The sequence below is a fragment of the Eubacterium sp. 3_1_31 genome (assembly GCF_964249515.1).
Classification (GTDB): Bacteria; Bacillota_I; Bacilli_A; order Erysipelotrichales; family Erysipelotrichaceae; genus Longicatena; species Longicatena caecimuris.
This window is the reverse complement of record NZ_CAXUBY010000004.1, coordinates 143,992-165,765: the sequence shown is the minus strand read 5'-3', so window position 1 is coordinate 165,765 and position 21,774 is coordinate 143,992. Positions and strand designations below refer to the sequence as shown.

The following is a 21,774-nucleotide window of genomic DNA, read 5'->3' as shown; positions in this document are numbered from 1 at the left end:
TTTCAGAACAAAGCATAGAAAAAAGAGGTGTAACCTCATAGACTTGTCAATTCAGTCTATTTCGTTACAGCCTCTTTCTTATAAGGAGGATGTCTCATGAAAGTGTTTGTTTATGGTTTTCGAGAAGAAGAACGTGTATATTTTGAAGAATGTGCAAAACGATATGGAATTGCGTATGCTGCATGCAGTAAACGTCCAACCTTAGAAAATGCTCATTTGGCATGTGGTTATCCATGTATCAGCATCTTATCGACACCTTGTGATGCGGCCCTTATTGAATCCTTTCATCGTAAGGGTGTGCGTTTCATTTCAACACGTACGATAGGTTATGATCATATTGATTTGGCAGCTGCTAAAAAAGTAGGTATGGGAATAGGGAATGCCAATTATGCCCCGGAAAGTGTTGCCGATTATACAATTATGCTGATTCTGATGACGCTTAGAAAAATGAAACTTATTATGAAGAGCACGGAATTGCAAGATTATTCCTTTGAATCTGTACAAGGCAGAAATTTAAAGGGGAAGATAGTAGGGGTCATCGGTTGCGGCAATATCGGCACGACGCTGATACGTCATTTGGCAGGTTTTGAATGTGATATTTTGGCTTATAATCGACATATAAAACCAGAACTACTTCCGTATGCGCAGTTTTGCGATTTAGCAACTTTGTTGAAAAAAAGTGACATCATCACACTGCATCTGCCATTGCATGAGGAAACTTATCATATCATTAATCAAGAACGTATCGCTATGATGAAAGATGGTGTGATTTTGATTAATACGGCGCGAGGCGCTTTGATTGATAATGAAGCTCTGATAAAAGGCATTGAAAAGGGTAAGATTCAAGGAGCTGCTTTCGATGTGGTAGAAGGGGAAACAGGTATTTATTATCAAAAACAAAAGGGAAGAGTGTTGCCTTCACGAGAAATGTTGCTTTTAAATAGTTATCCTAATGTAATCTTATCTCCACATATGGCATTTCTGACAGATGATTCTAATCGCGATATGGTCTATCACTCAATGGAAAGCTGTCTTGCGTTTATGGAAGGGGAAGAAGATGCTATGCGAATCTTATAAATACCAATCCAGGATATAGCTTTTTGGCTAAAAGCAATATTTTATTGTTGAACGAATGAAACATGTATAAAAAATAAAAGGTGTAAAGGAAAAATACTTGACACCTTATAAAAATATGGTACAATAAACAAGCATAACGCAATATAGGAGGAAAAATACATGGTAAAATTAAGATTAAAAAGAATGGGTTCTAAAAGAAAACCTTTCTACAGAATAGTAGCTGCTGACTCTCGTTCACCTAGAGATGGACGTATCATTGAAACAATCGGTACTTACAATCCAACAACCAATCCAGCATCTATCACAGTAAATGAAGAATTAGCTGTAAAATGGCTGAAAGATGGAGCACAGCCTTCTGATACAGTACGTAACATTCTGTCTAAACAGGGCATCATGAAACGTCTGCACGAAGAAAAAAACGCTAAGTAAGTATGATTGATTACGAAAAAGTGTTATTGGATCTTGTAACACCGATGGTTGAAGATAAAGCGAGTGTTTCTGTGAAGAAAATGGATACATTGGATGAAAATGAAATCTTATTGTATGTATATGCAAACAGTGAAGATGTAGCCAGATTGATCGGAAGACGCGGTAGCATGGCATCTTCAATTCGTCAGATGATGTCTGTGGCATCAAGAAAAGAAGATAAACGAGTTACAATTAAATTCGAATCTTATTAGGATGCAGGAAAGCATCCTTTTTTCAGGAGGATCATATGAACGAAATCAACATAGGAATACTGGTAAATACACATGGTTTACGTGGCGAAGTTAAAGTGAAACCTACAACGGATTTTGTCGATATCCGTTTTGCGAAAGGAAAACATATTCATATTCAATATCAGCAACAGCTTCTTGATGTCTGCGTGGAGTATGCAAAATGGGCGAAACAGTTGTTGATTGTGAAGTTTGCAGGATATGATGATATCAATCAGGTTGAGGCATGGAAAGGCAGTCTTCTTTCTATCAGCGAGGAACAACTGCATGCATTAGAAGAAGATGAGGCGTATTTCTTTGAATTACAAGATTGTCAAGTATTGGATGAAGAGGGAAGATATTTAGGAGATGTAATCGAGGTGTTAGAAACTAGTGCCAATGCCATCTTGCGTGTTCGCAATGAAGAACGCGAATTTTTAGTTCCATATGTAAAAGCATTTGTGCAGGAATTTAAGCGTGAAGAGAAATGCATTGTGATTAAGCTGATGGATGGGTTATTATGAAGATTACAGTCATGACATTGTTTCCTGAATTTTTTGACAGTTTTGTTACAACCTCTATCATTAAACGGGCAATTGAACGTGAATTGGTTACCTTTGAAACGATTGATTTTCGCGCTTATACGAAAGATAAGCATAACCATGTTGATGATACCCCATGTGGTGGTGGACAGGGAATGGTTTTATCTTGTCAGCCGATTGCTGATTGCCTGAAGGATATTCGTACGCCATCTTCCTATGTGGTGATGTTATCACCGCAAGGAGAGACTTTTACGCAAGCAACAGCACATCATTTTGTGAAAACATATGATCATTTGATTTTTCTTTGTGGACATTATGAGGGTTTTGATGAACGCATTCGCTCGTATGTCGATTTAGAACTTTCTTTAGGGGATTTTGTCTTAACAGGTGGTGAACCTGCAGCAATGGTGATGAGCGATGCCATCATTCGCTTGCTGGATGGTGTGATTTTAGAAGATAGTCATGCGGATGATTCTTTTGAAAATGGTCTTTTAGAATATCCACAATATACGCGTCCGATTGAATTTGAAGGGCAGCGGGTGCCAGAGGTATTGCTGAGTGGCCATCATGCGAATATCCGACGCTGGCGGCTAAAACAGTCTTTAAAGAAAACGCTGGAGCGCCGTCCGGATTTGTTGGCTACACGTGTTTTTACTAAAGAAGAACAAGAATTGATGGAAGAAGTGCGAAAAGAAGCAAAGGAAGATTTGCATACAAAAAATGATAAATCTTAAGAAATATAAAGAATTTGCGAAATTTATGTAATTTCTTTTCAGATGGGCATGAAAAATGGTATGATTATAAGGGAAAGAACCCGAACTTTCCAAAGAGCAGTGTCTTCATGAATGACTGTAAAATTTTACAAATTCCTATTTACAAGAGAAACGAAAGTGTGCTATAATCAATAAGCCTATTGGCAAACGAGGTTCCGCTGGACGTCTTAATTGTTTATGAGCCCAACGTAAATATATTGTAGAAAAGGAGCGCCGAGAGTATGAATTTACAGTTAGTTAATGAAGTAACAAAATCTCAATTGAAGAAAGACATCCCTTTCTTTAAATCTGGTAGTACCGTTCGTGTACACGTTAAGATTAAAGAAGGCGACAAATCACGTATCCAGGTTTTTGAAGGTCTGGTAATCGCACGTCAGGGTGGAGGAATCGCTGAAACATTTACAGTTCGTAAGATTTCTAACCAGATTGGGGTAGAAAGAACTTTCCCAATCCACTCTCCAATTGTTGAGAAGATTGAAGTTGTCCGTCACGGTAAGGTTAGAAGAAATAAATTATATTATCTTCGCGGACGTTCAGGTAAAGCTGCTCGTATTAAAGAAATTCGTTAAGAATGAGAAAAGTCGGGATATGTTCCGGCTTTTTCTTTTATAGATTGTGGAGGAGTCGCAATGCACAAATCTGTGAACAGCAAACACAGACAAGAACGTGACGAGACTCTGGGAAGAGTTATCGGCAGTAATCTTCTATCGTTATTGAAGATTTTTTTGGCATGCTTCGTGCTTGTATACCTTACCATTAATTTTGCTGTAAGACCAATTCACGTCAGTGGACAAAGCATGTTTCCTACGATTGAAGAAGGCGACTTTGCGCTAAGCAATGCGTTCAGTGCAAAATTTCAAGAAATAGAGCGTGGGGATATCGTTATAGCTTATGAGAATAAGCAGATGCATCGCATGATCATTAAACGCGTAATTGGTTTACCGGGGGATCGCATATCTTGTAAAGATGATAAAGTATATGTGAATGATAAGGCATTAGATGAGCCGTATTTAGATAATGAATGGGCAAATGCCATACGTGATACTGTCGATGCATTTACGGAAGATTTTACCGAAGTGTGTTTACAGGAAGATGAGTATTGGCTAATGGGAGACAATCGGATCAATTCACGTGATTCGCGTGACTTTGGACCTTTTAAACGCAGCCAGATCAAAGGAAAGGATGCGTTGGTCATTTTCCCTTTTCATAAGATACATATACCAAAGTAGGTGAGTTCATGCAAAAGAAAAAAACAAAATGGGATAGATTTTATCAAGTTATAGATACTGTGAGAATGTTTGCCGTCTGTATGCTGATCGTCTTATTGATGTTTACCTTTGTGTTGCGAGGTAAGACAATCGTGGGGGAATCTATGTATCCGACCTTAAAGGATGGGGAACAGGTTTTTATCAATGTTGCAGCATCTTATTTAAGCGATATCAAACGGTTTGATATCGTTGTAGTAAAACATGCATCTGATGATGATTTATGGGTGAAGCGTGTTATCGGTTTGCCCAATGAAACTGTAGAATATAAAGGTAACAAACTGTTTATCAATGATTTAGAGGTTAAAGAACCCTTTTTAGACAACACGTATAGAAAACGTATTGAGAAAGAAAAAGGTATGTTTACAGCAGATTATCCTAAGCATACATTAAAAGCAGATGAATATTTGCTGGTTGGTGATAACCGCGTTAATTCTTTGGATTCACGCTCAGAGAGTGTGGGGCCTTTTAAGCGAAGTCAAATACTTGCGAAAGGCATGTTTGTCTATTATCCTTTTGAACAAGCGAGGTATGTAAATTATGGAAAATGATAAGATAAGAATACAATGGTTTCCGGGTCATATGACCAAAGCAAAACGTGAAATGCAAGATAAGATGAAGATGGTGGATTTGGTTATTGAATTAAGAGATGCCCGTATTCCTAATGCTTCCAAGAATCCGATGATTGAAGAATTGATTCAGCAAAAGCCAAGACTCATCATTCTTTCTAAAAAAGATAAGGCTGACGCGGCTATTACAAAGGCATGGATTCAGACTTTGAGCAATGCGTCCACAATGGTCTTAGCTTTGGATATCATAACTGAAAATATTACGCCAAAGATCGTAAAAGCTGTACAGACACTGATGCAGGCGAAAATTGAGCGTATGATACGAAGGGGCATGAAACCGCGTGCGATGCGTGCTATGGTGGTTGGTGTTCCCAATGTAGGAAAATCTACATTTATCAATAAGATTTCAAAGAAAAAAATTGCTGTTACCGGAGATCGCCCGGGTGTTACGAAATCACTGCAATGGTCAAAAATCAATAAAGATTTGGAATTATTAGATACACCAGGTGTTTTATGGCCGAAGTTTGAAGATGAACGTGTTGGTATCTTGTTGGCCATCACCGGTGCTATCCGAGATGAAATATTGCCTTTAGAGGAAATTGCAGCTTGGGCTATGCGCTATCTGTTGCAGCATCATGCGCAAGCATTAACGAAACGTTATGATATCGCATTGTGCTCAGACCCTTATGAAATGTTAAATCGAATTGCGCAAAAGCGTGGCTACATGCGTAATCATGAAATCGATGAAAAGCGCACCATTGAAACGTTTTTGCGTGAATTGCGTGATGATAAGCTTGGTCCAATTAGCTGGGAGGTTCCGGATGCAGTGTGAGAATGCTTATGAAATAGCTTGGTGGAAAGAAGGTAAAAAGAAAATCATTGGTATTGATGAAGCTGGACGTGGTCCTATTGCTGGACCATTGGTTGTAGCAGCAGTCAGCTTTCCTGTTGGTTTTTCGCATGAAAGTATTTATGATTCAAAAAAACTCAGTGAGAAGAAACGCAAGGCCTTGTTTCAAGAAATCATTCAATTGGCTAGTGAATATCATATTAAGATTGTTTCTCCTCAAATAATCGATGAACAAAATATTTATCGAGCAACACAGTTGGCGATGCTGGAATTATCGAACAGCTTTCATGATGCTGATGGTGTTTTGACAGATGCCATGCCCTTGCCCAATGCGTCATTGGATGTCATATCTTTAGTAAAGGGAGATCAGAAAAGTGTTAGTATTGCGGCTGCCAGTATTTTGGCAAAAGTCACAAGGGATTGTATTATGTGCGCGTATGATAAACAGTATCCACAATATGGTTTTGCAAAGCATAAAGGATATCCTACGAAAGGGCATCTTGAGGCAATGCATACTTATGGAGTGATTAACGATATCTATCGAAAAAGTTATGGTCCGGTTGCGGCTATGCAACAATTGGTATTTGATCTTTAGCAGATAAGGAAGCAGTATGTGCCTGCTTCTTTTTTACTAAGATTAGCATAGAATCGCATTAGACGATTGCATTAGAACATCACCTAGGATGAGAAGTTTTGAGAACACTGTGAGTAAATTGTTTGTATTATAAGAAAAATAAGAAAAGTAAGAATAGTGGTTGCAAAAAAATAAGAAAAATAATATAATATGAATAAGAAAGGTGGTGTCAGGATGTTTACATGGGTCAAAGGTAATGTATATACGCTGATTTTGACGTTATATCCCAGTAATATCACGCTGAATAGTAGCGCAGCCGGTTACTTTGAAGATGTGCGATGGTGCATGATTGGTATTGATGCGGAAAACAGTCAATTGGGAATACGTCCGGTAAGTAAGCGCGAAATAGATTTGCATTTAGTAGAAATGGATCAATTGCATAAAATATCACTGGGTAAAGGTTATGCCCGAATCACAAACAAGGCAATCATGGAGGAAATCGCATTACTGACGCATCAGAAGATGGATGGTTTAAAAGTCAATGCTCGCTTTGATGAAAAAGAAAATATGTTGATAGCAGATTTAAAAGACCTGATCAACAAGAATGAGGGGTGAAGAAAACATGGTAGTAATCTGGATTGGCATCAGTATTGCGGCACTGGTAGTAGAATTAATCACACCGACAGCCTTGGTTTCTATCTGGTTCGCCGTTGGCGGTATCATTGCTGTTTTGCTTAGTCTGTTAAATCTTCCTATATGGGTACAAATAGCCGGCTTTGCTATTGTTTCTATTGTCAGTATGCTTGTGGTAAGACCAATTGCATCCCGTTATTTACGTGGGAATACAATTGCCACAAATGCGGATCGCTGCATTGGTGAATTTGGTGTTGTGGTAAAACCGATCATGGCAGATGAATGGGGAGAAGTAAAGGTGAATGGCTCCTTATGGCATGCCATAAGTGTAGATGGTACACCAATTGAAAAAGCTGCAAGAGTGAAAGTAATTGCAATCGAAGGTGCTAAACTGCTTGTTCGTAAAGCGGTTTAACATAAAAAAGAAAGAAGGGTAAATGATGAATATTTTTACAATTATTATTTTAGTAGTAGTGGCATTGATTGTCATTGGGCTGTTTGCCTATTTGGTGCGTATTGTTCCACAAGCAAAGGCTTTTGTAATTGAACGTTTAGGTGCATATCATACAACTTGGAATACCGGTGTACATTTTTTAGTACCTTTTGTTGATCGTGTAGCTAATAAGGTAACGTTAAAAGAGGTTGTGAAAGATTTTGCTCCACAGCCGGTTATCACAAAGGATAATGTAACAATGCAAATTGATACGGTTGTTTATTTTCAGATTACCGATCCTAAACTTTATACTTATGGAGTTGTCGGACCAATTACGGCTATTGAAAATTTAACTGCTACAACATTACGTAATATCATTGGTGATCTTGAATTGGATGAAACTTTGACATCACGTGATATCATCAATACGAAAATGCGTTCAATTTTGGATGAAGCAACCGATCCTTGGGGAATTAAAGTCAACCGAGTGGAAGTAAAAAATATCATCCCACCGCGCGATATCCAAGAAGCGATGGAAAAACAGATGCGTGCAGAACGTGAACGTCGTGAGTCCATCTTACGTGCGGAAGGTGAAAAGAAAAGTGCTATTTTAACAGCTGAAGGTGAAAAAGAAGCAGTCATTTTACGCGCAACAGCTAAGAAAGAAGCGATGATTGCTGAAGCAGAAGGTCAGGCACAGGCAATGGAACGTATTTATGAGGCACAGGCACGTGGTATTGAAATGATCAAGACAGCGAATCCAACCAAGGAATATTTAAGCTTAAAAGGCTTGGAAACCTATGAAAAAATGGCAGATGGCAAGGCTACGAAGATCGTTGTACCTAGTGAATTACAGAATATGGCCTCATTGTTGACAAGTGCTCGTGAAATTCTGATTGACGATGCAGAAAAAGACTTTCTGCCAGATTTGAAAAAGAAAAATTAATTTGTCCTGAGGAAGAGGACATGAAATATCGCAAAACGGGAATTGCCATAGCGTGTAGCTTTTGGATAGCAACAATCTTTCAGCTCTTGTATGTTTTGTACCCACAAAGCTACGCGTTTGGGAAATCTTATCAGCTTTTGAGTGATGTTGTCTGTATATCACTTGTTGTTGCTGTATATTTGCTACAACGCAAGCAATATGCGAAAAAACATGTATCCATACGATTTGAACTGCATGCCGGACACATCTTCGGTATAGCTGGAGCATGCATGAAGATCATGGCCGAATTTGTTGAACATCTGCATACTAGCGCTTTGTTGTTTAATGTAATTGCTATCTTGTTGTTATTGATAAGCATGTTGCTAATGTTGCGTGCTGATTCTTATGAAGAACGTACAGCAATCTTATAAACTATGTTGCATGGGAGCCTTATGAAAATAGGGCTCTTTTTATATTATTTGATAAAATAAAGCACTTTTACGAAAAAGACCTATCTGTGTCGTATATAAAAGTAAGGAGGTTCAAATGATGCAATATCGAGAACAAATTTTAGCTTATGCGATACAGTATAAAGGGGATTGGTATAAGATGCGCGAAGCCATTAAGGAAAATAAAGCATGGAATTTACCAGCATGTTCATGTACCTATGTTACAATTGTCGATCCTACATATCCTTGCAAATTTAGAAGGCTGCAATGTCCACCGTGGATTTTGTTTTATGAAGGTAATCTTGCTTTATGTGAACAGCGAAGTGTGGCTGTCATAGGCAGCCGTCAGCCAACCGCTTATGGAAGTAAGATGTGCGCACAAATCACCAAAATCTTAGCATTGCGCTATTGCATTGTGAGCGGGCTTGCCAAGGGAATCGATGGCATTGCACATCGCGAAGCTCTTGCTCAGCATACAATCGGTATAATGGGGTGTGGATTGGATGTGTATTATCCGAAAGTTAATGCCGATATTCAACAAATCATGGCCAAAAAGCAATTGGTCCTAAGTGAATATCCACCCCATACACCGCCAAAGCCCTATCATTTTCCTTGGCGCAATCGCTTAATTGCGGCCTTGAGTGATGCTGTTATCGTTGTGGAAGCAGGGATGCGAAGTGGCACAATGCTAACTGTTAATGAGGCGCTTTCGCTGGATATACCAATTTATTGTGTACCACATCCGATGGATCAACGAGAAGGAAAAGGAAGCAATACGTTAATTGCACAAGGTGCAATGATTTTAGTAGATGAACAAGATATTCGCATGATTTAGCATAAAATGTTTGACAAATGCTAAAAAAAAACAAATAATAAAAGACGTGTAGTTTAGGCTAGGAGGCTAAAAATGAAAAATTTAGTAATCGTGGAATCCCCTTCCAAATCGAAAACCATAGAAAAATATCTTGGTGGCGACTATCATGTCGTTTCTTCCAAGGGACATATACGTGATCTTGCGACAACAGGTAAAGGTGGCTTAGGCATTGATGTGGAGCATGACTTTGAACCTACGTATAAGATAAGCTCTGATAAACGTGCAGTCGTAAAAGAATTAAAAGATCTTGCCAAAAAAAGTGAACATGTCTTTCTAGCAAGTGACCCTGACCGTGAGGGTGAGGCAATTGCTTGGCATTTGGCAAATGTATTAGAACTAGATATGGAAGAAGAAAATCGTATCATCTTTCATGAAATTACGAAAAATGCTGTAACAGAAGCATTTCAACATCCCCGTACGATTGATCAGGATTTGGTGAAAAGTCAGGAAACAAGACGCATGCTGGATCGGATCATCGGTTTTAAGTTATCAAAGTTATTACAAAGTAAAATAAAATCAAAGTCAGCAGGACGAGTACAGTCTGTTGCTTTGCGTTTGATCGTTGAACGCGAAAATGAAATTCGCGCTTTTAAGAGCGAAGAATATTGGACGTTAGCAGCAAATATCGAAAAAAATGGCAAACAATTCAGTGCCAGTCTGAATAAAGTGGATGGCAAAAAGGCAGAATTAAAAACACAGGCAGATGTAGATGCTATCATTGAACGCTGTGCTGCTTTTGTTGTGTCCGCTATTGAAAAAAAGGTTCGTAAAAAAGAAGCAAGAATGCCTTTTATCACTTCGACGTTACAACAGGAGGCCAGCACAAAGTTAAATTTCGGAGCAAAAAAGACGATGCAGATTGCCCAAAAGCTTTATGAAGGTCTGCCCTTAGCAGATGGGGTGAGTGAAGGTCTTATCTCTTATATGCGTACAGATTCTACGCGTTTATCAGACGTGTTCGTGAAAGATGCTGAATCATATATTGAAGAAGTTTATGGTAAGGAGTATAAAGGTCGTGCACGCCAGAAAAATAATGAAAATGCACAGGATGCGCATGAGGCTATTCGTCCTACCAGTGTTTTCAATACACCGGAAAAAGTGAAACCATATTTAACAAATGATCAGTACAAATTGTATAAGCTGATTTATGCACGAACGCTGGCTTCTTTAATGGCACCGAGCAAAAGTGATGTCGTGAATGCGCAAATTGTTTCAAATGGCTGTGAGTTTAGTGCCAATGGTTCGATTCTGACATTTGATGGTTATTTGAAAGTATATCACGATTATGAAACAGTAAAAGATGAGATGTTGCCACCATTGCAAGAACAGGAACAATTAAAGGATGTGGAATTGGAAGGCAAGCAGCATTTCACAGAACCACCTTTACGTTATAGTGAAGCTCGCTTGATCAAAGAAATGGAAGAAAAGGGCATAGGTCGTCCTTCAACGTATGCTATTATTATTGATACATTGCAAGCTAGAGGTTATGTATCATTAGAACGCCCAAGTGAAGGCAGTAAGACCAAAGTCTTTATCCCTAGTGAACAAGGGGAATTGACGGATGCCAAATTGCAAGAATTCTTCAAGGACATCATCAATGTTTCGTATACGGCAGGCATGGAACATCACTTAGATGAAATCGCAGCAGGAAAACGTAACAACATCGAAGAAGTGCGAACATTCTATAATGAATTTGAACCATTACTGGAAAATGCTTATGAGCATATGGAGAAAAAGGAGCTGGAACGTACCGGTGAAACTTGTCCGGAATGTGGCAGCGAATTGGTGTATCGTATCGGACGTTATGGGAAATTTGTATCCTGTATTAATTTTCCTACTTGTCGTTACACGAAAAGTGAAAATGAAGAGGAAAATACTGAAAGTGAAGAAGTCTGTCCAAAATGTGGTAGTAAGATGGTCATGAAGAAAGGACGCTATGGTTCTTTCTTGGCATGTAGCAATTACCCGGATTGTAAATATATTAAAAGCAATAAGCCAAAGGAGGAACCTGTACCAACCGGTGAAATGTGTCCGGAATGTGGTCATGAACTTGTACAGCGTAAATCACGCTTTGGCACAACCTTCATCGGCTGCAGCAATTATCCTAAATGCCGGTATATCAAAAAAGAGCCAAAAAAGAAAAAGAGTGATGAGGAAACAACTGACAAGAAAAAGGCAGCACCAAAGAAAACGGCTAAAAAAGTCGTGAAAAAAACAGTTAAGAAGAAAGCGACAGAGGTGGAAGCAGAATGAAACAAGTAACCATAATCGGTGCCGGATTGGCGGGCTGTGAAGCCTGCTGGCAGTTGATCAAACGTGGGATCCCTGTGAAATTAGTAGAGATGCGTCCGTTAAAATCCAGTGATGCCCATCACAGTGATCAGTTTGCAGAACTTGTTTGCTCAAACTCTTTGCGCAGTGATTCTTTACAAAATGCAGTTGGTATTTTAAAAGAAGAAATGCGGCATTTGGATTCATTGATCATGAAGGCAGCGGATGCTCACCGTGTACCGGCTGGTAGTGCCTTGGCCGTGGATCGTACCTCTTTCAGCGAAACAATCACTAAAATTTTAAGTGAACACCCTTTGGTGGAGGTTGTTCGTGAAGAGATAACGAAGATTCCTGAAGGTCCGGTGATTATTGCCAGTGGACCATTGACAAGTGATGCTCTAAGTAAGGCAATTCAGGAAATGACCCATGAGGATTATTTCCATTTCTATGATGCGGCAGCTCCTATCATTGAAAAAGAATCCATTGATTTTTCCAAGGCTTATGTAAAATCACGTTATGATAAAGGAGAAGCTGCCTATATTAATTGTCCGATGAACAAAGAAGAATTTGACGCTTTTTATGATGCTTTATTACATGCGGAAACAGCGGAACTGCATGATTTTGATAAAACCTTCTTTGAAGGTTGTATGCCGTTTGAAGAAATGGCACGCCGTGGCGAGAAAACGTTGCTTTTTGGACCGATGAAGCCTGTCGGTTTAGAAAAGCCGGATGGTAGTTTGCCTTATGCAGTGGTCCAGTTACGACAGGATAACGCGATTGCCAGCTTGTATAATGTCGTTGGTTTTCAAACACATTTAAAATGGGGCGAACAAAAACGTATCTTATCCATGATACCGGGATTGGAACACGTGTCCATCGTGCGTTATGGTGTCATGCATCGCAATTCATATTTGTGTGCCCCAAAGGTGTTGCGTCCTACCTATCAGCATATAACGCGGGATGATTTGTTTTTTGCCGGGCAATTGACTGGCGTGGAGGGCTATGTAGAAAGTGCTGCCAGTGGATTGTTGGCGGGCTTAAACATGGCAAATCTGATCAGAGGAAAGGCAGTTGTTACCTTGCCAAGCACCTGCGTAATTGGCTCTATGGTCAATTATATTACGCATGCATCCGCAAAGTATTTCCAACCGATGAATGCGAATTTTGGCATCATGCAGCTAGAAGCCAAGGTGAAGAAAAAAGATCGTAAAGAAGCCTTTGGCAAACAAGCATTGGCAGTTATTGACAGCTATCGGGAATTGTTTGACTGATGGAATCTTATCTGACGCGGTTTTTAGACTATTTAGATACGGTCAATAGCGGGAGTGCACATACCAAGGATGCGTATCAGCGTGATATTACAGAATTTCTGGATTTTCTAAAAAGTGAGAATATCATGAGCTTAGATGATGTAGATCGCATCATCGTGATGAATTATGTGAGTCATCTGCGTGAGCGAGATGGCCGACAGGGAACGATGAAAAATGCCACGGTTGCCCGTAAGCTAAGTTCATTGCGTTCCTATTATCGTTACTTGAATGAGTATGTTGGGGTGCAAAACAATCCGTTCTTATATTTCAAAGCACCCAAGCAAACACGCAGGATCCCGGAATTTCTATTTTATGATGAAATTGCATTATTTCTAGCATCGTTTGATTTGCATGAAGCGGTAGATGTTCGTGATCGTGCATTATTTGAATTGATGTATGCCAGTGGCTTGCGTGTCAGTGAGGCAGTAAATCTACGCTTATCCGATATTGATTTCCATGATAATATCTTACATATCGTTGGCAAAGGAGATAAACAACGCTTGGTTCCTTTCTATGATCTGGCAAAAGAACGTCTCGTTGATTATATTGAACATGTACGCCCAAAATGGGTGAATACGTTGCAACATGAATATGTCTTTGTGAATCAGAAGGGCAAGCCATTAACAAGTCGCGGTGTGCAATATCGCATGGAATTGGCTGCTAAAAAGTGCCATCTGCATCTGCATATTCATCCGCATATGTTTCGTCATAGCTTTGCCACACACTTATTGGATAATGGAGCTGATTTGCGTGTTGTGCAAGAATTGTTGGGACATGCTTCCTTATCTACGACACAAATCTATGTCCATGTGACACAGGATCGCTTAAAAAGTGCATATGAACATGCACATCCTCGTGCCGGCAAAGAAAACACATAGTAAGATCATATTTATGAATGGTGAAGCAAACAATGGCGCCAATTTCTGTAAAAAAATAAAAAAAGCCCTTGAATTAGGGCTTTTCTATGTTATAATAAACAACGGTGCGACGAAGTTCGCATACAACACACATCATGGATTCCGCAGCCCGTGCTTTAGATGCGTTAAGTAAGCGTCAATGATAAGTTGCTGCAGTTTGAAGTGATGGAGGATAAAAACGGAAAGTGAGGATATTTTCATGTCAGTAGTATCAATGAGAAAATTATTGGAATCTGGTGTACATTTTGGTCATCAGACACGTAGATGGAATCCAAAAATGAAACCAAACATCTACGCAAGCAGAAATGGTGTATACATCATCAACTTAGAAAAAACATTAGAACAGCTGGACACTGCGTATGCTGCAATGAGAGAAATCGCTGAAAAAGGCGGTAAGGTATTATTTGTAGGTACAAAGAAACAGGCACAGGCTGTAGTTGTAGAAGAAGCATTACGTTCTGGAAGTTTCTTCGTAAACCAGAGATGGTTAGGTGGTTTATTAACAAACTATCGTACAATCCAGAAACGTGTAAAACGTTTAGTAGAAATCGAAGAAATGGAAGCAAACGGAACTTTAGATCTGTATCCTAAGAAAGAAATCGCACAGGTTAAGAAACAGAAAGCACGTTTGGAAAACTTCTTAGGTGGTATCAAGGAAATGAAGAAACTGCCTAACGCATTGTTTGTTATCGATCCTAAGGAAGAACACAATGCTGTTGCAGAAGCTAAGAAATTAGGTATCCCTGTATTCGCTATGGTAGATACTAACTGTGATCCAGAAATGGTAGATTACCCAATCGCATCAAATGATGATGCTATCCGTTCTGTAAAATTGATCACAACATTGATGGCAGATGCAATCGTAGAAGCAAAAGGCGGATTGTTAAGCGTAGCACACAGTGTTGATGAAAACGAAGAAGATGTAACAATGAAAGATGTTATCATCAATGTTGAAGAGCAGATTGCTGAAAATGAAAGACGTCGTCGTCAGAGAAATGAAGAACGTCGTAACCGTCGTAACAATTTCGATCGTAACCGCAATGGTGGACGTGGAGGCAGAGCTCCTTATCAGAAACGTGAAAACGTAAAACCAGCTACTGAAGCAAAACCTGCAACAGAAGCAAAACCAGCAGAAACTAATACTGCTGAATAATCACGAAAAGGAGGAAATGAAAAAATGATTACTGCATCAATGGTAAAAGAACTGCGTGAAAGAACAGGCGCAGGTATGATGGATTGTAAAAAAGCATTGACAGCGTGTGATGGAGATATGGAAAAATCTATCGACTGGCTGCGTGAAAAAGGTATTGCTAAGGCTGCTAAGAAAAATGACCGCATCGCTGCGGAAGGTTTGACTCGTGCAGCTGTCAATGGAAATACCGGTGTTGTATTTGAAGTAAACTCTGAAACAGACTTTGTTGCTAAGAATGAAAAGTTCTTAGGTCTGTTGGATGAAATCCAGGGTGTGTTAATTGAAAACAAACCTACTGATTTAGATGCTGCTTTAGCATGTGCTGCAAGTGAAGGCACTGTTGCGGATGCTGTAACGACAGCAACAGCTACGATTGGTGAAAAGATTTCTTTACGTCGTATCGCAGTAGTTGAAAAAGCAGATGATGAATTCTTCGGTTGCTATATGCACATGGGCGGAAAGATTTCTGCACTTGTTACCTTAAAGGGTAAAGCTGATGAAGCTGTTGCTAAAAACATCGCTATGCAGATTGCAAGTATGGCTCCACAGTATGTAAACCGTGATGAAATGCCTGCAGAAGTTGTAGAACATGAAAGAAAAGTACAGACTGAAATCGTTAAAAACGATGAAAAATTGGCTAACAAACCAGAAAAAGTATTGGCTGGTATCATTGAAGGTAAGATCAGCAAGAACTTGAAAGATCTGTGCTTGGTAGAACAGGAATTCTTCTTGGATCCAAACATGAAGGTTGCACAGTACCTGAAAGAAAATGGCTGTGACGTTGTAAGCTTCGTACGTTATGCAGTTGGTGAAGGTATTGAAAAACGCCAGGATAATTTTGCTGAAGAAGTAATGAGCCAGGCATTTGGTGGATAATTAACGATAGGGAGAGGTCATTGGACTTCTCTTTTTTTAAGGGGATATCCTTAAAAAAGAATGACGATATGTAGACACAATTACCATAGATATGGAATATAGTTGGATCTTACTGTGCTCGCAAATGAGGATTGGTTTTCAGTTTATTCAGTAAGATGATAGTCTTGTCTGTAAGTATCCAAAGAAAAATGAAAAAAAGGAGAATAGCTCTTCCTTTTTGTAAATCTTTTCTTTATAATATACAGTGGAGAGTTAAAAAAACGACAAAAGTAAAGGTGGAAGTAGACATGTACAAAAGAGTATTATTGAAATTAAGCGGTGAGGCTTTATCTTCACCTGGTAATTCATTTGATCCACAAATTTTAAAAGCGTTGGCAAAAGAATTGAAAGAAATTCATGAGCTTGGTGTGGATTTAGCCATTGTTGTTGGCGGTGGAAACTTCATTCGCGGTAAAATGGCAGAAACGATGGGAATTGAGCGTGTACAGGCGGATTATATGGGAATGCTTGCGACGGTCATAAATGCATTGGCTGTTCAGAGTGCGTTGGAACAAGAAGGCGTGCCTACGCGTGTGCAAACGGCTATTGAGATGCAAAAAGTGGCAGAACCATTTATTGTGCGTCGTGCATTACGTCACTTGGAAAAAGGCCGCATCGTAATTTTTGGCGCAGGTACAGGAAACCCTTATTTTTCTACCGATACAACGGCTGCATTGCGTGCCAGTGAAATCGGTGCTGATGTCATTTTGATGGCCAAAAACGGTGTAGATGGAGTATACAATGCGGATCCTAAAACACATCCTGAGGCTGTTAAATATGATGCTTTAACTTATATGGATCTGATTCAGGAAGGATTGCAGGTCATGGATACTACAGCTACCAGTATGTGTATGGATAATGATATTGATCTGGTAGTATTTAATATGAATGAAAGCGGAAATATTTTGAAAGCTGTTCGTGGAGACATTACGGGTACAGTAATTTCAAAAGATCATAGATAAAAAGAAAGGACACGAAACTATGGAACTGTTAGATGTAACGAAACACAAAATGGAGAAAGCAGTAGAGAAGCTTGACGAAAATTTAAAAACGATTCGCACAGGAGTAGCAAACGCATCTTTGTTAGAACATGTACATTTTGAATATTATGGAAGTGAAACACCTATCAATCAGGTTGCTAGTATTAAGGTCGTAGAAGGACGTCAATTAATGATCAAACCTTATGATCGTTCTACTTTAAAAGATATTGAACGTGCAATTGCGACAAGTGACACCGGATTGGTGCCTCAAAGTGATGGTGAGGTCATTCGTTTGAATGTGCCAGCATTGACTGAAGAACGTCGTAAACAACTATCAAAAGAAGCAGATAAGATGGGAGAAGAAGCAAAGATTGCTGTTCGTAATGTACGTCGTGAAGCGAATGATGCAGTCAAAAAAGATAAAGAATTAACAGAAGATGATGCGAAGAGAATGCAGGAAAAAGTACAGAGATTAACAGATGAATTTGCTAAGAAAATTGAAAAAGAAGTCAGTGAAAAAGAAAAAGAAATTATGAAGGTTTAATTGTAACGAAGGGGAGAGCGGATAGCTTTCCTTTTTTTCATGTATAAGTGTAAACAAACATTGTGATTATTTGAAGTTCAGTGATTTAATAAGAAAACGCGACAATTAAATAATCCGAAATTATCCGTTTATGACTGTTTGCAGATTGAAAGAAAAGATGCAGTTTTCGACACTTTTTTAGATGAAATGCTGCGCATAGATACAATGTTTCTATCTTTTATGATATAATATCAGAGTTAAATTATACAATGTAGTTATAGGAGGTTGCTGGACATGGAAGGAAGAATCATCCCGCAGCATATTGCCATCATCATGGACGGAAACGGCCGATGGGCGAAAAAAAGAGGGTTACCGCGAACTGCTGGCCATAAGCAGGGGGCGGAGAATATAAGAAAAATCGCGATAGCATGTAATGAGTTAGGGGTAAAAGCATTAACTTGCTATGCATTTTCTACAGAAAATTGGAAACGTCCAGAGAGTGAAGTAGAATATCTTTGCAAACTGCCTAAACTTTTCTTTCAACGCTATTTAGCAGAGTTAAAGAAAAACAATATTCGCGTTACCTTTTTAGGTGAAATTGAGCGTTTTCCTAACGAGACACGTTCTGTTATTACTACGGCAGTGGAACAAACAAAAGATAATACCGGACTTATTTTATGTCTTGCCGTAAATTATGGCGGAAGAAGAGAAATCACCTTGGCGGCACAACGTTATGCGGCTGATGTAGTACGTGGTATAGCTGATGCCGCAATTGATGAAGAAGCGTTTGGTCATTATATGATGAGTGAAGGTATGCCAGAACTTGATCTAATGATTCGTACAAGTGGGGAACTTCGCATATCTAATTTTCTGTTATGGCAACTAGCTTATGCCGAATTGATTTTCACACCAGTTACGTGGCCGGATTTTGACCGTGACTGTCTAGTAGAAGCGATTGATGAATATACACATCGCAATCGCCGCTTTGGAGGTTTATGAGTATGAAAACGCGAATCATAACAGCTTTTCTTATCATCGCTTGTGTCATTCCTCCTTTGGTGTTTGGTGGTGTATTATTATATGCCTTATTATCATTTATCATTGTTGCGGGTGGTTTGGAATTGATGGCACTACGTGAGCAGAAGGACGAAACATGGCCCTTGCTGATAAAACCTTTGGCAATCGCCTGTGTATTTGCATTAACGTTTATCAAAAAAGATGCCTTATTATTTCCTTTGTTAGGAATCTTTGTCCTTTGCTTTTTATCCCTTCCTGTTTTTACTGAACGCTTTCATGCGAAAGATGGATTTTTATGTATCGCCTATATAACTTTTTTCTTTATAATTGCTAGAGGTTTTTTGCATATATACGATCGCAACCCGTTATATGTCTGGTATATCATTGTCGCCACTTATGGCTGTGATACCGGTGCATATTTCTGTGGTAGATTTTTAGGGAAGCATAAAATGAACCCTCGTATCTCTCCTAAAAAGACTTGGGAAGGTGCCTTTGGGGGATGGTTATTGGGGGCTGCCTTATCTTTTGCCCTCGCATACTTTTTAATTGATACGATGACTTTGCCACAAATCTTAGCAGCGAGTTTGATATTGACGATTACCGGACAAATCGGTGATTTAGCTTTCAGCGCGATCAAGCGTAATTTTGGGATTAAGGATTTTTCTGATTTGTTACCAGGGCATGGCGGTGTATTAGATAGAGTAGATTCCTTGGTCTTTAATTTTATTTGTTTTGACTTAATACTGGTGGTGTTAACATTATGAAGAGAATTGTTTTATTAGGAGCAAGTGGTTCCATTGGTTCCCAAACGATAGATGTCGTATTGCATCACAAGGATGAATTTTCCATTGTGGCGGTAAGCGTCGGTAAAAATATCGAGAAATTAAAAATGCTGTTAGCGAAGATACCATCGATTCAACATGTTTGTGTAGCAGATGAACAAGTAAAAGAAGTCTTACGACTAGAATATCCAGATAAACAATGGTACAGCGGCGATGAAGGTCTGCAAGCGTTAGCCGGTTTAGCAGAATATGATATTTTTGTGGATGCTGTAGTTGGTTTTCGTGGATTGTTGCCGGCTTTAACAGCAATCGCAAATCATAAGGTTATCGCATTGGCGAATAAAGAAAGCTTGGTAGCAGGAGGACCGCTAGTGAAAGCGGCATTAGCGAAACATCAGGTTCCTCTATATCCGATTGACTCAGAACATTCTGCCATTTTCCAATGTTTACAAGGCAATACACATGATAGTATTGATAAGTTGATCATCACTGCTAGTGGAGGCAGTTTCCGTGATCTGACGCGTGAGCAGTTGCAAGACGTCAGTGTAGAAGCAGCTTTGCATCATCCAAACTGGAATATGGGTGGAAGAATCACGATTGATTCTGCTACCATGATGAATAAAGGCTTTGAAGTGATAGAAGCACATTATTTGTTTGATATCCCTTATGAAAAAATCGATGTACTCATTCATCGCGAAAGTGCCATTCATTCAATGGTTCAGTTTCAGGATCATGCAATTATTGCGCAAATAGGAACAGCGGATATGCGTCTGCCAATTCAATATGCCCTTTCTTATCCGCAACGTTTGAAGATGTATAATGATGAACCATTCGATTTTGGCAAATTTGCTACCTTGCATTTTGAACCGGCAAGCATGGAACGATATCCTTTATTAAAATTGGCATTTGAAGTAGGCAAAAAAGGTGGGAATCTTGGTGCTATTATGAATGCTGCAGATGAAGAGGCCGTTCGTCTTTTCTTAAATAAGAAAATTGCCTTTTTGGATATTGAAACATCCGTAATTAAGGCAGTGGAAGGTGTACGTTTTATTGCTGAACCAACATTGCAAGATATTATAGAAAGTGATGCAGCCGCCAGACGGTTTGTAAAAGATATGTGGAAAGGGGCTATGGAATGAGTGGTATTGTAAATTTATTGTGGTTTGTATTAATTCTAGGCGCAATTGTCATTGTTCATGAGTTTGGACATTTGCTAGCGGCTAAGAAGTTTGGTGTATATTGTAAAGAATTTTCGATTGGTATGGGTCCTTTGCTGTGGCAGAAGCAGAAAGGAGAAACTGCTTGGTCTATTCGTGCTTTGCCTATCGGTGGGTTTGTGGCCATGGCTGGAGAAGATGAAGAAAGTGATGAAAAAGATGAATTAGATATTCCTTTTGAGCGAACCTTAAATGGAATTAAGCCTTGGAAACAGGTCATCGTGATGGCTGCCGGAGCCTTTATGAATGTTTTGTTGGCATGGCTGATCTTTATCGGTATCACTGCATGTCAGGGTAGTGTAAGTGTACCGCCAAAGCCAATCGTGGCAAGTGTTGTAGAAAATTCACCTGCACAGAAAGCCGGTTTTCACGTAGGGGATGAAATCATCCGTTTAGAAAACAAAAGTAAAAAGGAAACATTAACACCTGATTCTACACGTGAAATCATGGAGTTTTTGCAATATTATCCAGGAGAAATTACCTATACCGTCCTACGGGATGGAAAGCAGGTAACCCTACAAGGAACAGCCGCCTTTCATAAAGATGAAAACTTATATATTTTAGGTATTGGCTATCCGCAAAGTGCCGCTAAAGAAATTTCTTTCTGGGAAGCTATTCCATATGGAACGCAGCGGATGGTTAGCTCTGTTACCAGTATTATGGATTCCTTGGGAAAGCTTGTTCGTGGCGTCGGTTTAAATAATCTGAGTGGTCCGGTCGGAATCTTCCAGATTACGGCACAGACAACACAGGATGGTTTATTATCAACCTTAGCCTTAATTGCTTTATTATCAGTAAATGTAGGTATTGTCAATTTGATTCCGATTCCCATTTTAGATGGCGGACGTATATTCATCATTCTGATCGAGACACTGATAGGGAAAAAATTGAGTGAGCGTATGCAGTCGGTTATCATGATGGCTGGTTTATTAATGATCGTTGGTATCATGGTGCTAGCAACCTGGAATGATATAGTTCGCTTATTTTGATT

25 protein-coding genes and 1 pseudogene are annotated in these 21,774 nt (G+C 39.3%); all 26 read left to right on the top strand.

All coding sequences use genetic code 11. The annotated features are described in order from the left end of the window. Positions 1-96 precede the first annotated feature (96 nt). The 26 genes and pseudogenes from ACESSZ_RS03305 (at position 97) to rseP (ending at position 21,772) form a co-directional block, all read left to right on the top strand. A complete protein-coding gene (locus ACESSZ_RS03305) occupies positions 97-1,077 on the top strand; it encodes a D-isomer specific 2-hydroxyacid dehydrogenase family protein (RefSeq protein WP_017144644.1) in 981 nt (326 codons plus the stop codon). A gap of 159 nt (positions 1,078-1,236) precedes the next feature. Then, positions 1,237-1,506, top strand: a complete 270-nt coding sequence (gene rpsP, locus ACESSZ_RS03300; protein WP_008688673.1) for a 30S ribosomal protein S16 — start codon at positions 1,237-1,239, stop codon at positions 1,504-1,506. Between the two features lie 2 nt (positions 1,507-1,508). Continuing rightward, positions 1,509-1,757 (top strand): KH domain-containing protein, encoded by a 249-nt coding sequence (locus ACESSZ_RS03295; RefSeq protein WP_008688671.1) that lies wholly within the window; start codon positions 1,509-1,511, stop codon positions 1,755-1,757. A 35-nt stretch (positions 1,758-1,792) separates the two neighbouring features. Next, positions 1,793-2,296, top strand: a complete 504-nt coding sequence (gene rimM, locus ACESSZ_RS03290) for a ribosome maturation factor RimM (protein WP_008688670.1) — start codon at positions 1,793-1,795, stop codon at positions 2,294-2,296. Further along, a complete protein-coding gene (gene trmD, locus ACESSZ_RS03285) occupies positions 2,293-3,048 on the top strand; it encodes a tRNA (guanosine(37)-N1)-methyltransferase TrmD (protein WP_008688668.1) in 756 nt (251 codons plus the stop codon). Before rimM ends, trmD begins: the two co-directional genes overlap by 4 nt. A 260-nt stretch (positions 3,049-3,308) precedes the next feature. Then, positions 3,309-3,656, top strand: coding sequence for a 50S ribosomal protein L19 (rplS, locus tag ACESSZ_RS03280; protein WP_008688665.1), 348 nt, complete (start codon positions 3,309-3,311; stop codon positions 3,654-3,656). A 60-nt stretch (positions 3,657-3,716) separates the two neighbouring features. Continuing rightward, positions 3,717-4,316: a signal peptidase I gene (gene lepB / locus ACESSZ_RS03275; protein WP_008688664.1), complete on the top strand. Its 600-nt coding sequence runs from the start codon at positions 3,717-3,719 to the stop codon at positions 4,314-4,316. 8 nt (positions 4,317-4,324) lie between these two features. Further along, the gene (gene lepB / locus ACESSZ_RS03270; RefSeq protein WP_008688663.1) at positions 4,325-4,903 is read left to right on the top strand and encodes a signal peptidase I; all 579 of its coding nucleotides are present in this window, start codon (positions 4,325-4,327) and stop codon (positions 4,901-4,903) included. Further along, positions 4,893-5,753 carry a ribosome biogenesis GTPase YlqF gene (gene ylqF, locus ACESSZ_RS03265; protein ID WP_008688662.1) on the top strand — a complete coding sequence of 287 codons (861 nt, stop codon included), beginning with the start codon at positions 4,893-4,895 and terminating at the stop codon, positions 5,751-5,753. The genes lepB (ACESSZ_RS03270) and ylqF overlap by 11 nt, the downstream gene beginning before the upstream one ends. After that, positions 5,743-6,366: a ribonuclease HII gene (rnhB, locus tag ACESSZ_RS03260; protein ID WP_008688661.1), complete on the top strand. Its 624-nt coding sequence runs from the start codon at positions 5,743-5,745 to the stop codon at positions 6,364-6,366. The genes ylqF and rnhB overlap by 11 nt, the downstream gene beginning before the upstream one ends. 213 nt (positions 6,367-6,579) lie before the next feature. Then, positions 6,580-6,960 carry a hypothetical protein gene (locus tag ACESSZ_RS03255; protein WP_008688660.1) on the top strand — a complete coding sequence of 127 codons (381 nt, stop codon included), beginning with the start codon at positions 6,580-6,582 and terminating at the stop codon, positions 6,958-6,960. Positions 6,961-6,967: 7 nt separating this feature from the next. Beyond that, positions 6,968-7,393 (top strand): NfeD family protein, encoded by a 426-nt coding sequence (locus ACESSZ_RS03250; protein ID WP_008688659.1) that lies wholly within the window; start codon positions 6,968-6,970, stop codon positions 7,391-7,393. 25 nt (positions 7,394-7,418) lie between these two features. Further along, entirely contained in the window at positions 7,419-8,357 is a 939-nt protein-coding gene (locus ACESSZ_RS03245) for an SPFH domain-containing protein (RefSeq protein WP_008688657.1), read from the top strand. Between the two features lie 20 nt (positions 8,358-8,377). After that, positions 8,378-8,767 (top strand): hypothetical protein, encoded by a 390-nt coding sequence (locus ACESSZ_RS03240; protein ID WP_008688654.1) that lies wholly within the window; start codon positions 8,378-8,380, stop codon positions 8,765-8,767. A gap of 115 nt (positions 8,768-8,882) precedes the next feature. Further along, complete coding sequence (gene dprA / locus ACESSZ_RS03235) at positions 8,883-9,620, top strand: DNA-processing protein DprA (protein WP_008688652.1); 738 nt, start codon at positions 8,883-8,885, stop codon at positions 9,618-9,620. Between the two features lie 72 nt (positions 9,621-9,692). After that, on the top strand, positions 9,693-11,912 hold the full coding sequence (gene topA / locus ACESSZ_RS03230) for a type I DNA topoisomerase (protein WP_008688650.1): 2,220 nt from the start codon (positions 9,693-9,695) through the stop codon (positions 11,910-11,912). Further along, positions 11,909-13,201, top strand: coding sequence for a methylenetetrahydrofolate--tRNA-(uracil(54)-C(5))-methyltransferase (FADH(2)-oxidizing) TrmFO (gene trmFO / locus ACESSZ_RS03225; RefSeq protein WP_008688649.1), 1,293 nt, complete (start codon positions 11,909-11,911; stop codon positions 13,199-13,201). The genes topA and trmFO overlap by 4 nt, the downstream gene beginning before the upstream one ends. Further along, positions 13,201-14,118 carry a site-specific tyrosine recombinase/integron integrase gene (gene xerA / locus ACESSZ_RS03220; protein ID WP_008688647.1) on the top strand — a complete coding sequence of 306 codons (918 nt, stop codon included), beginning with the start codon at positions 13,201-13,203 and terminating at the stop codon, positions 14,116-14,118. The genes trmFO and xerA overlap by 1 nt, the downstream gene beginning before the upstream one ends. A 238-nt stretch (positions 14,119-14,356) precedes the next feature. After that, positions 14,357-15,037: pseudogene (gene rpsB / locus ACESSZ_RS03215) on the top strand (30S ribosomal protein S2); the annotation flags it as partial. A gap of 297 nt (positions 15,038-15,334) precedes the next feature. Next, positions 15,335-16,225 carry a translation elongation factor Ts gene (tsf, locus tag ACESSZ_RS03210; RefSeq protein WP_008688645.1) on the top strand — a complete coding sequence of 297 codons (891 nt, stop codon included), beginning with the start codon at positions 15,335-15,337 and terminating at the stop codon, positions 16,223-16,225. 287 nt (positions 16,226-16,512) lie between these two features. Then, positions 16,513-17,226 (top strand): UMP kinase, encoded by a 714-nt coding sequence (pyrH, locus tag ACESSZ_RS03205; RefSeq protein ID WP_008688644.1) that lies wholly within the window; start codon positions 16,513-16,515, stop codon positions 17,224-17,226. Positions 17,227-17,245: 19 nt separating this feature from the next. After that, positions 17,246-17,788, top strand: a complete 543-nt coding sequence (gene frr, locus ACESSZ_RS03200; RefSeq protein ID WP_008688643.1) for a ribosome recycling factor — start codon at positions 17,246-17,248, stop codon at positions 17,786-17,788. 273 nt (positions 17,789-18,061) lie between these two features. After that, positions 18,062-18,766 (top strand): undecaprenyl pyrophosphate synthase, encoded by a 705-nt coding sequence (gene uppS, locus ACESSZ_RS03195; protein WP_008688642.1) that lies wholly within the window; start codon positions 18,062-18,064, stop codon positions 18,764-18,766. A 2-nt stretch (positions 18,767-18,768) separates the two neighbouring features. Then, on the top strand, positions 18,769-19,548 hold the full coding sequence (locus ACESSZ_RS03190; RefSeq protein ID WP_008688641.1) for a phosphatidate cytidylyltransferase: 780 nt from the start codon (positions 18,769-18,771) through the stop codon (positions 19,546-19,548). Continuing rightward, positions 19,545-20,705 (top strand): 1-deoxy-D-xylulose-5-phosphate reductoisomerase, encoded by a 1,161-nt coding sequence (dxr, locus tag ACESSZ_RS03185; RefSeq protein WP_008688640.1) that lies wholly within the window; start codon positions 19,545-19,547, stop codon positions 20,703-20,705. The genes ACESSZ_RS03190 and dxr overlap by 4 nt, the downstream gene beginning before the upstream one ends. Continuing rightward, positions 20,702-21,772 (top strand): RIP metalloprotease RseP, encoded by a 1,071-nt coding sequence (gene rseP / locus ACESSZ_RS03180; RefSeq protein ID WP_008688639.1) that lies wholly within the window; start codon positions 20,702-20,704, stop codon positions 21,770-21,772. Before dxr ends, rseP begins: the two co-directional genes overlap by 4 nt. Positions 21,773-21,774: the final 2 nt, after the last annotated feature.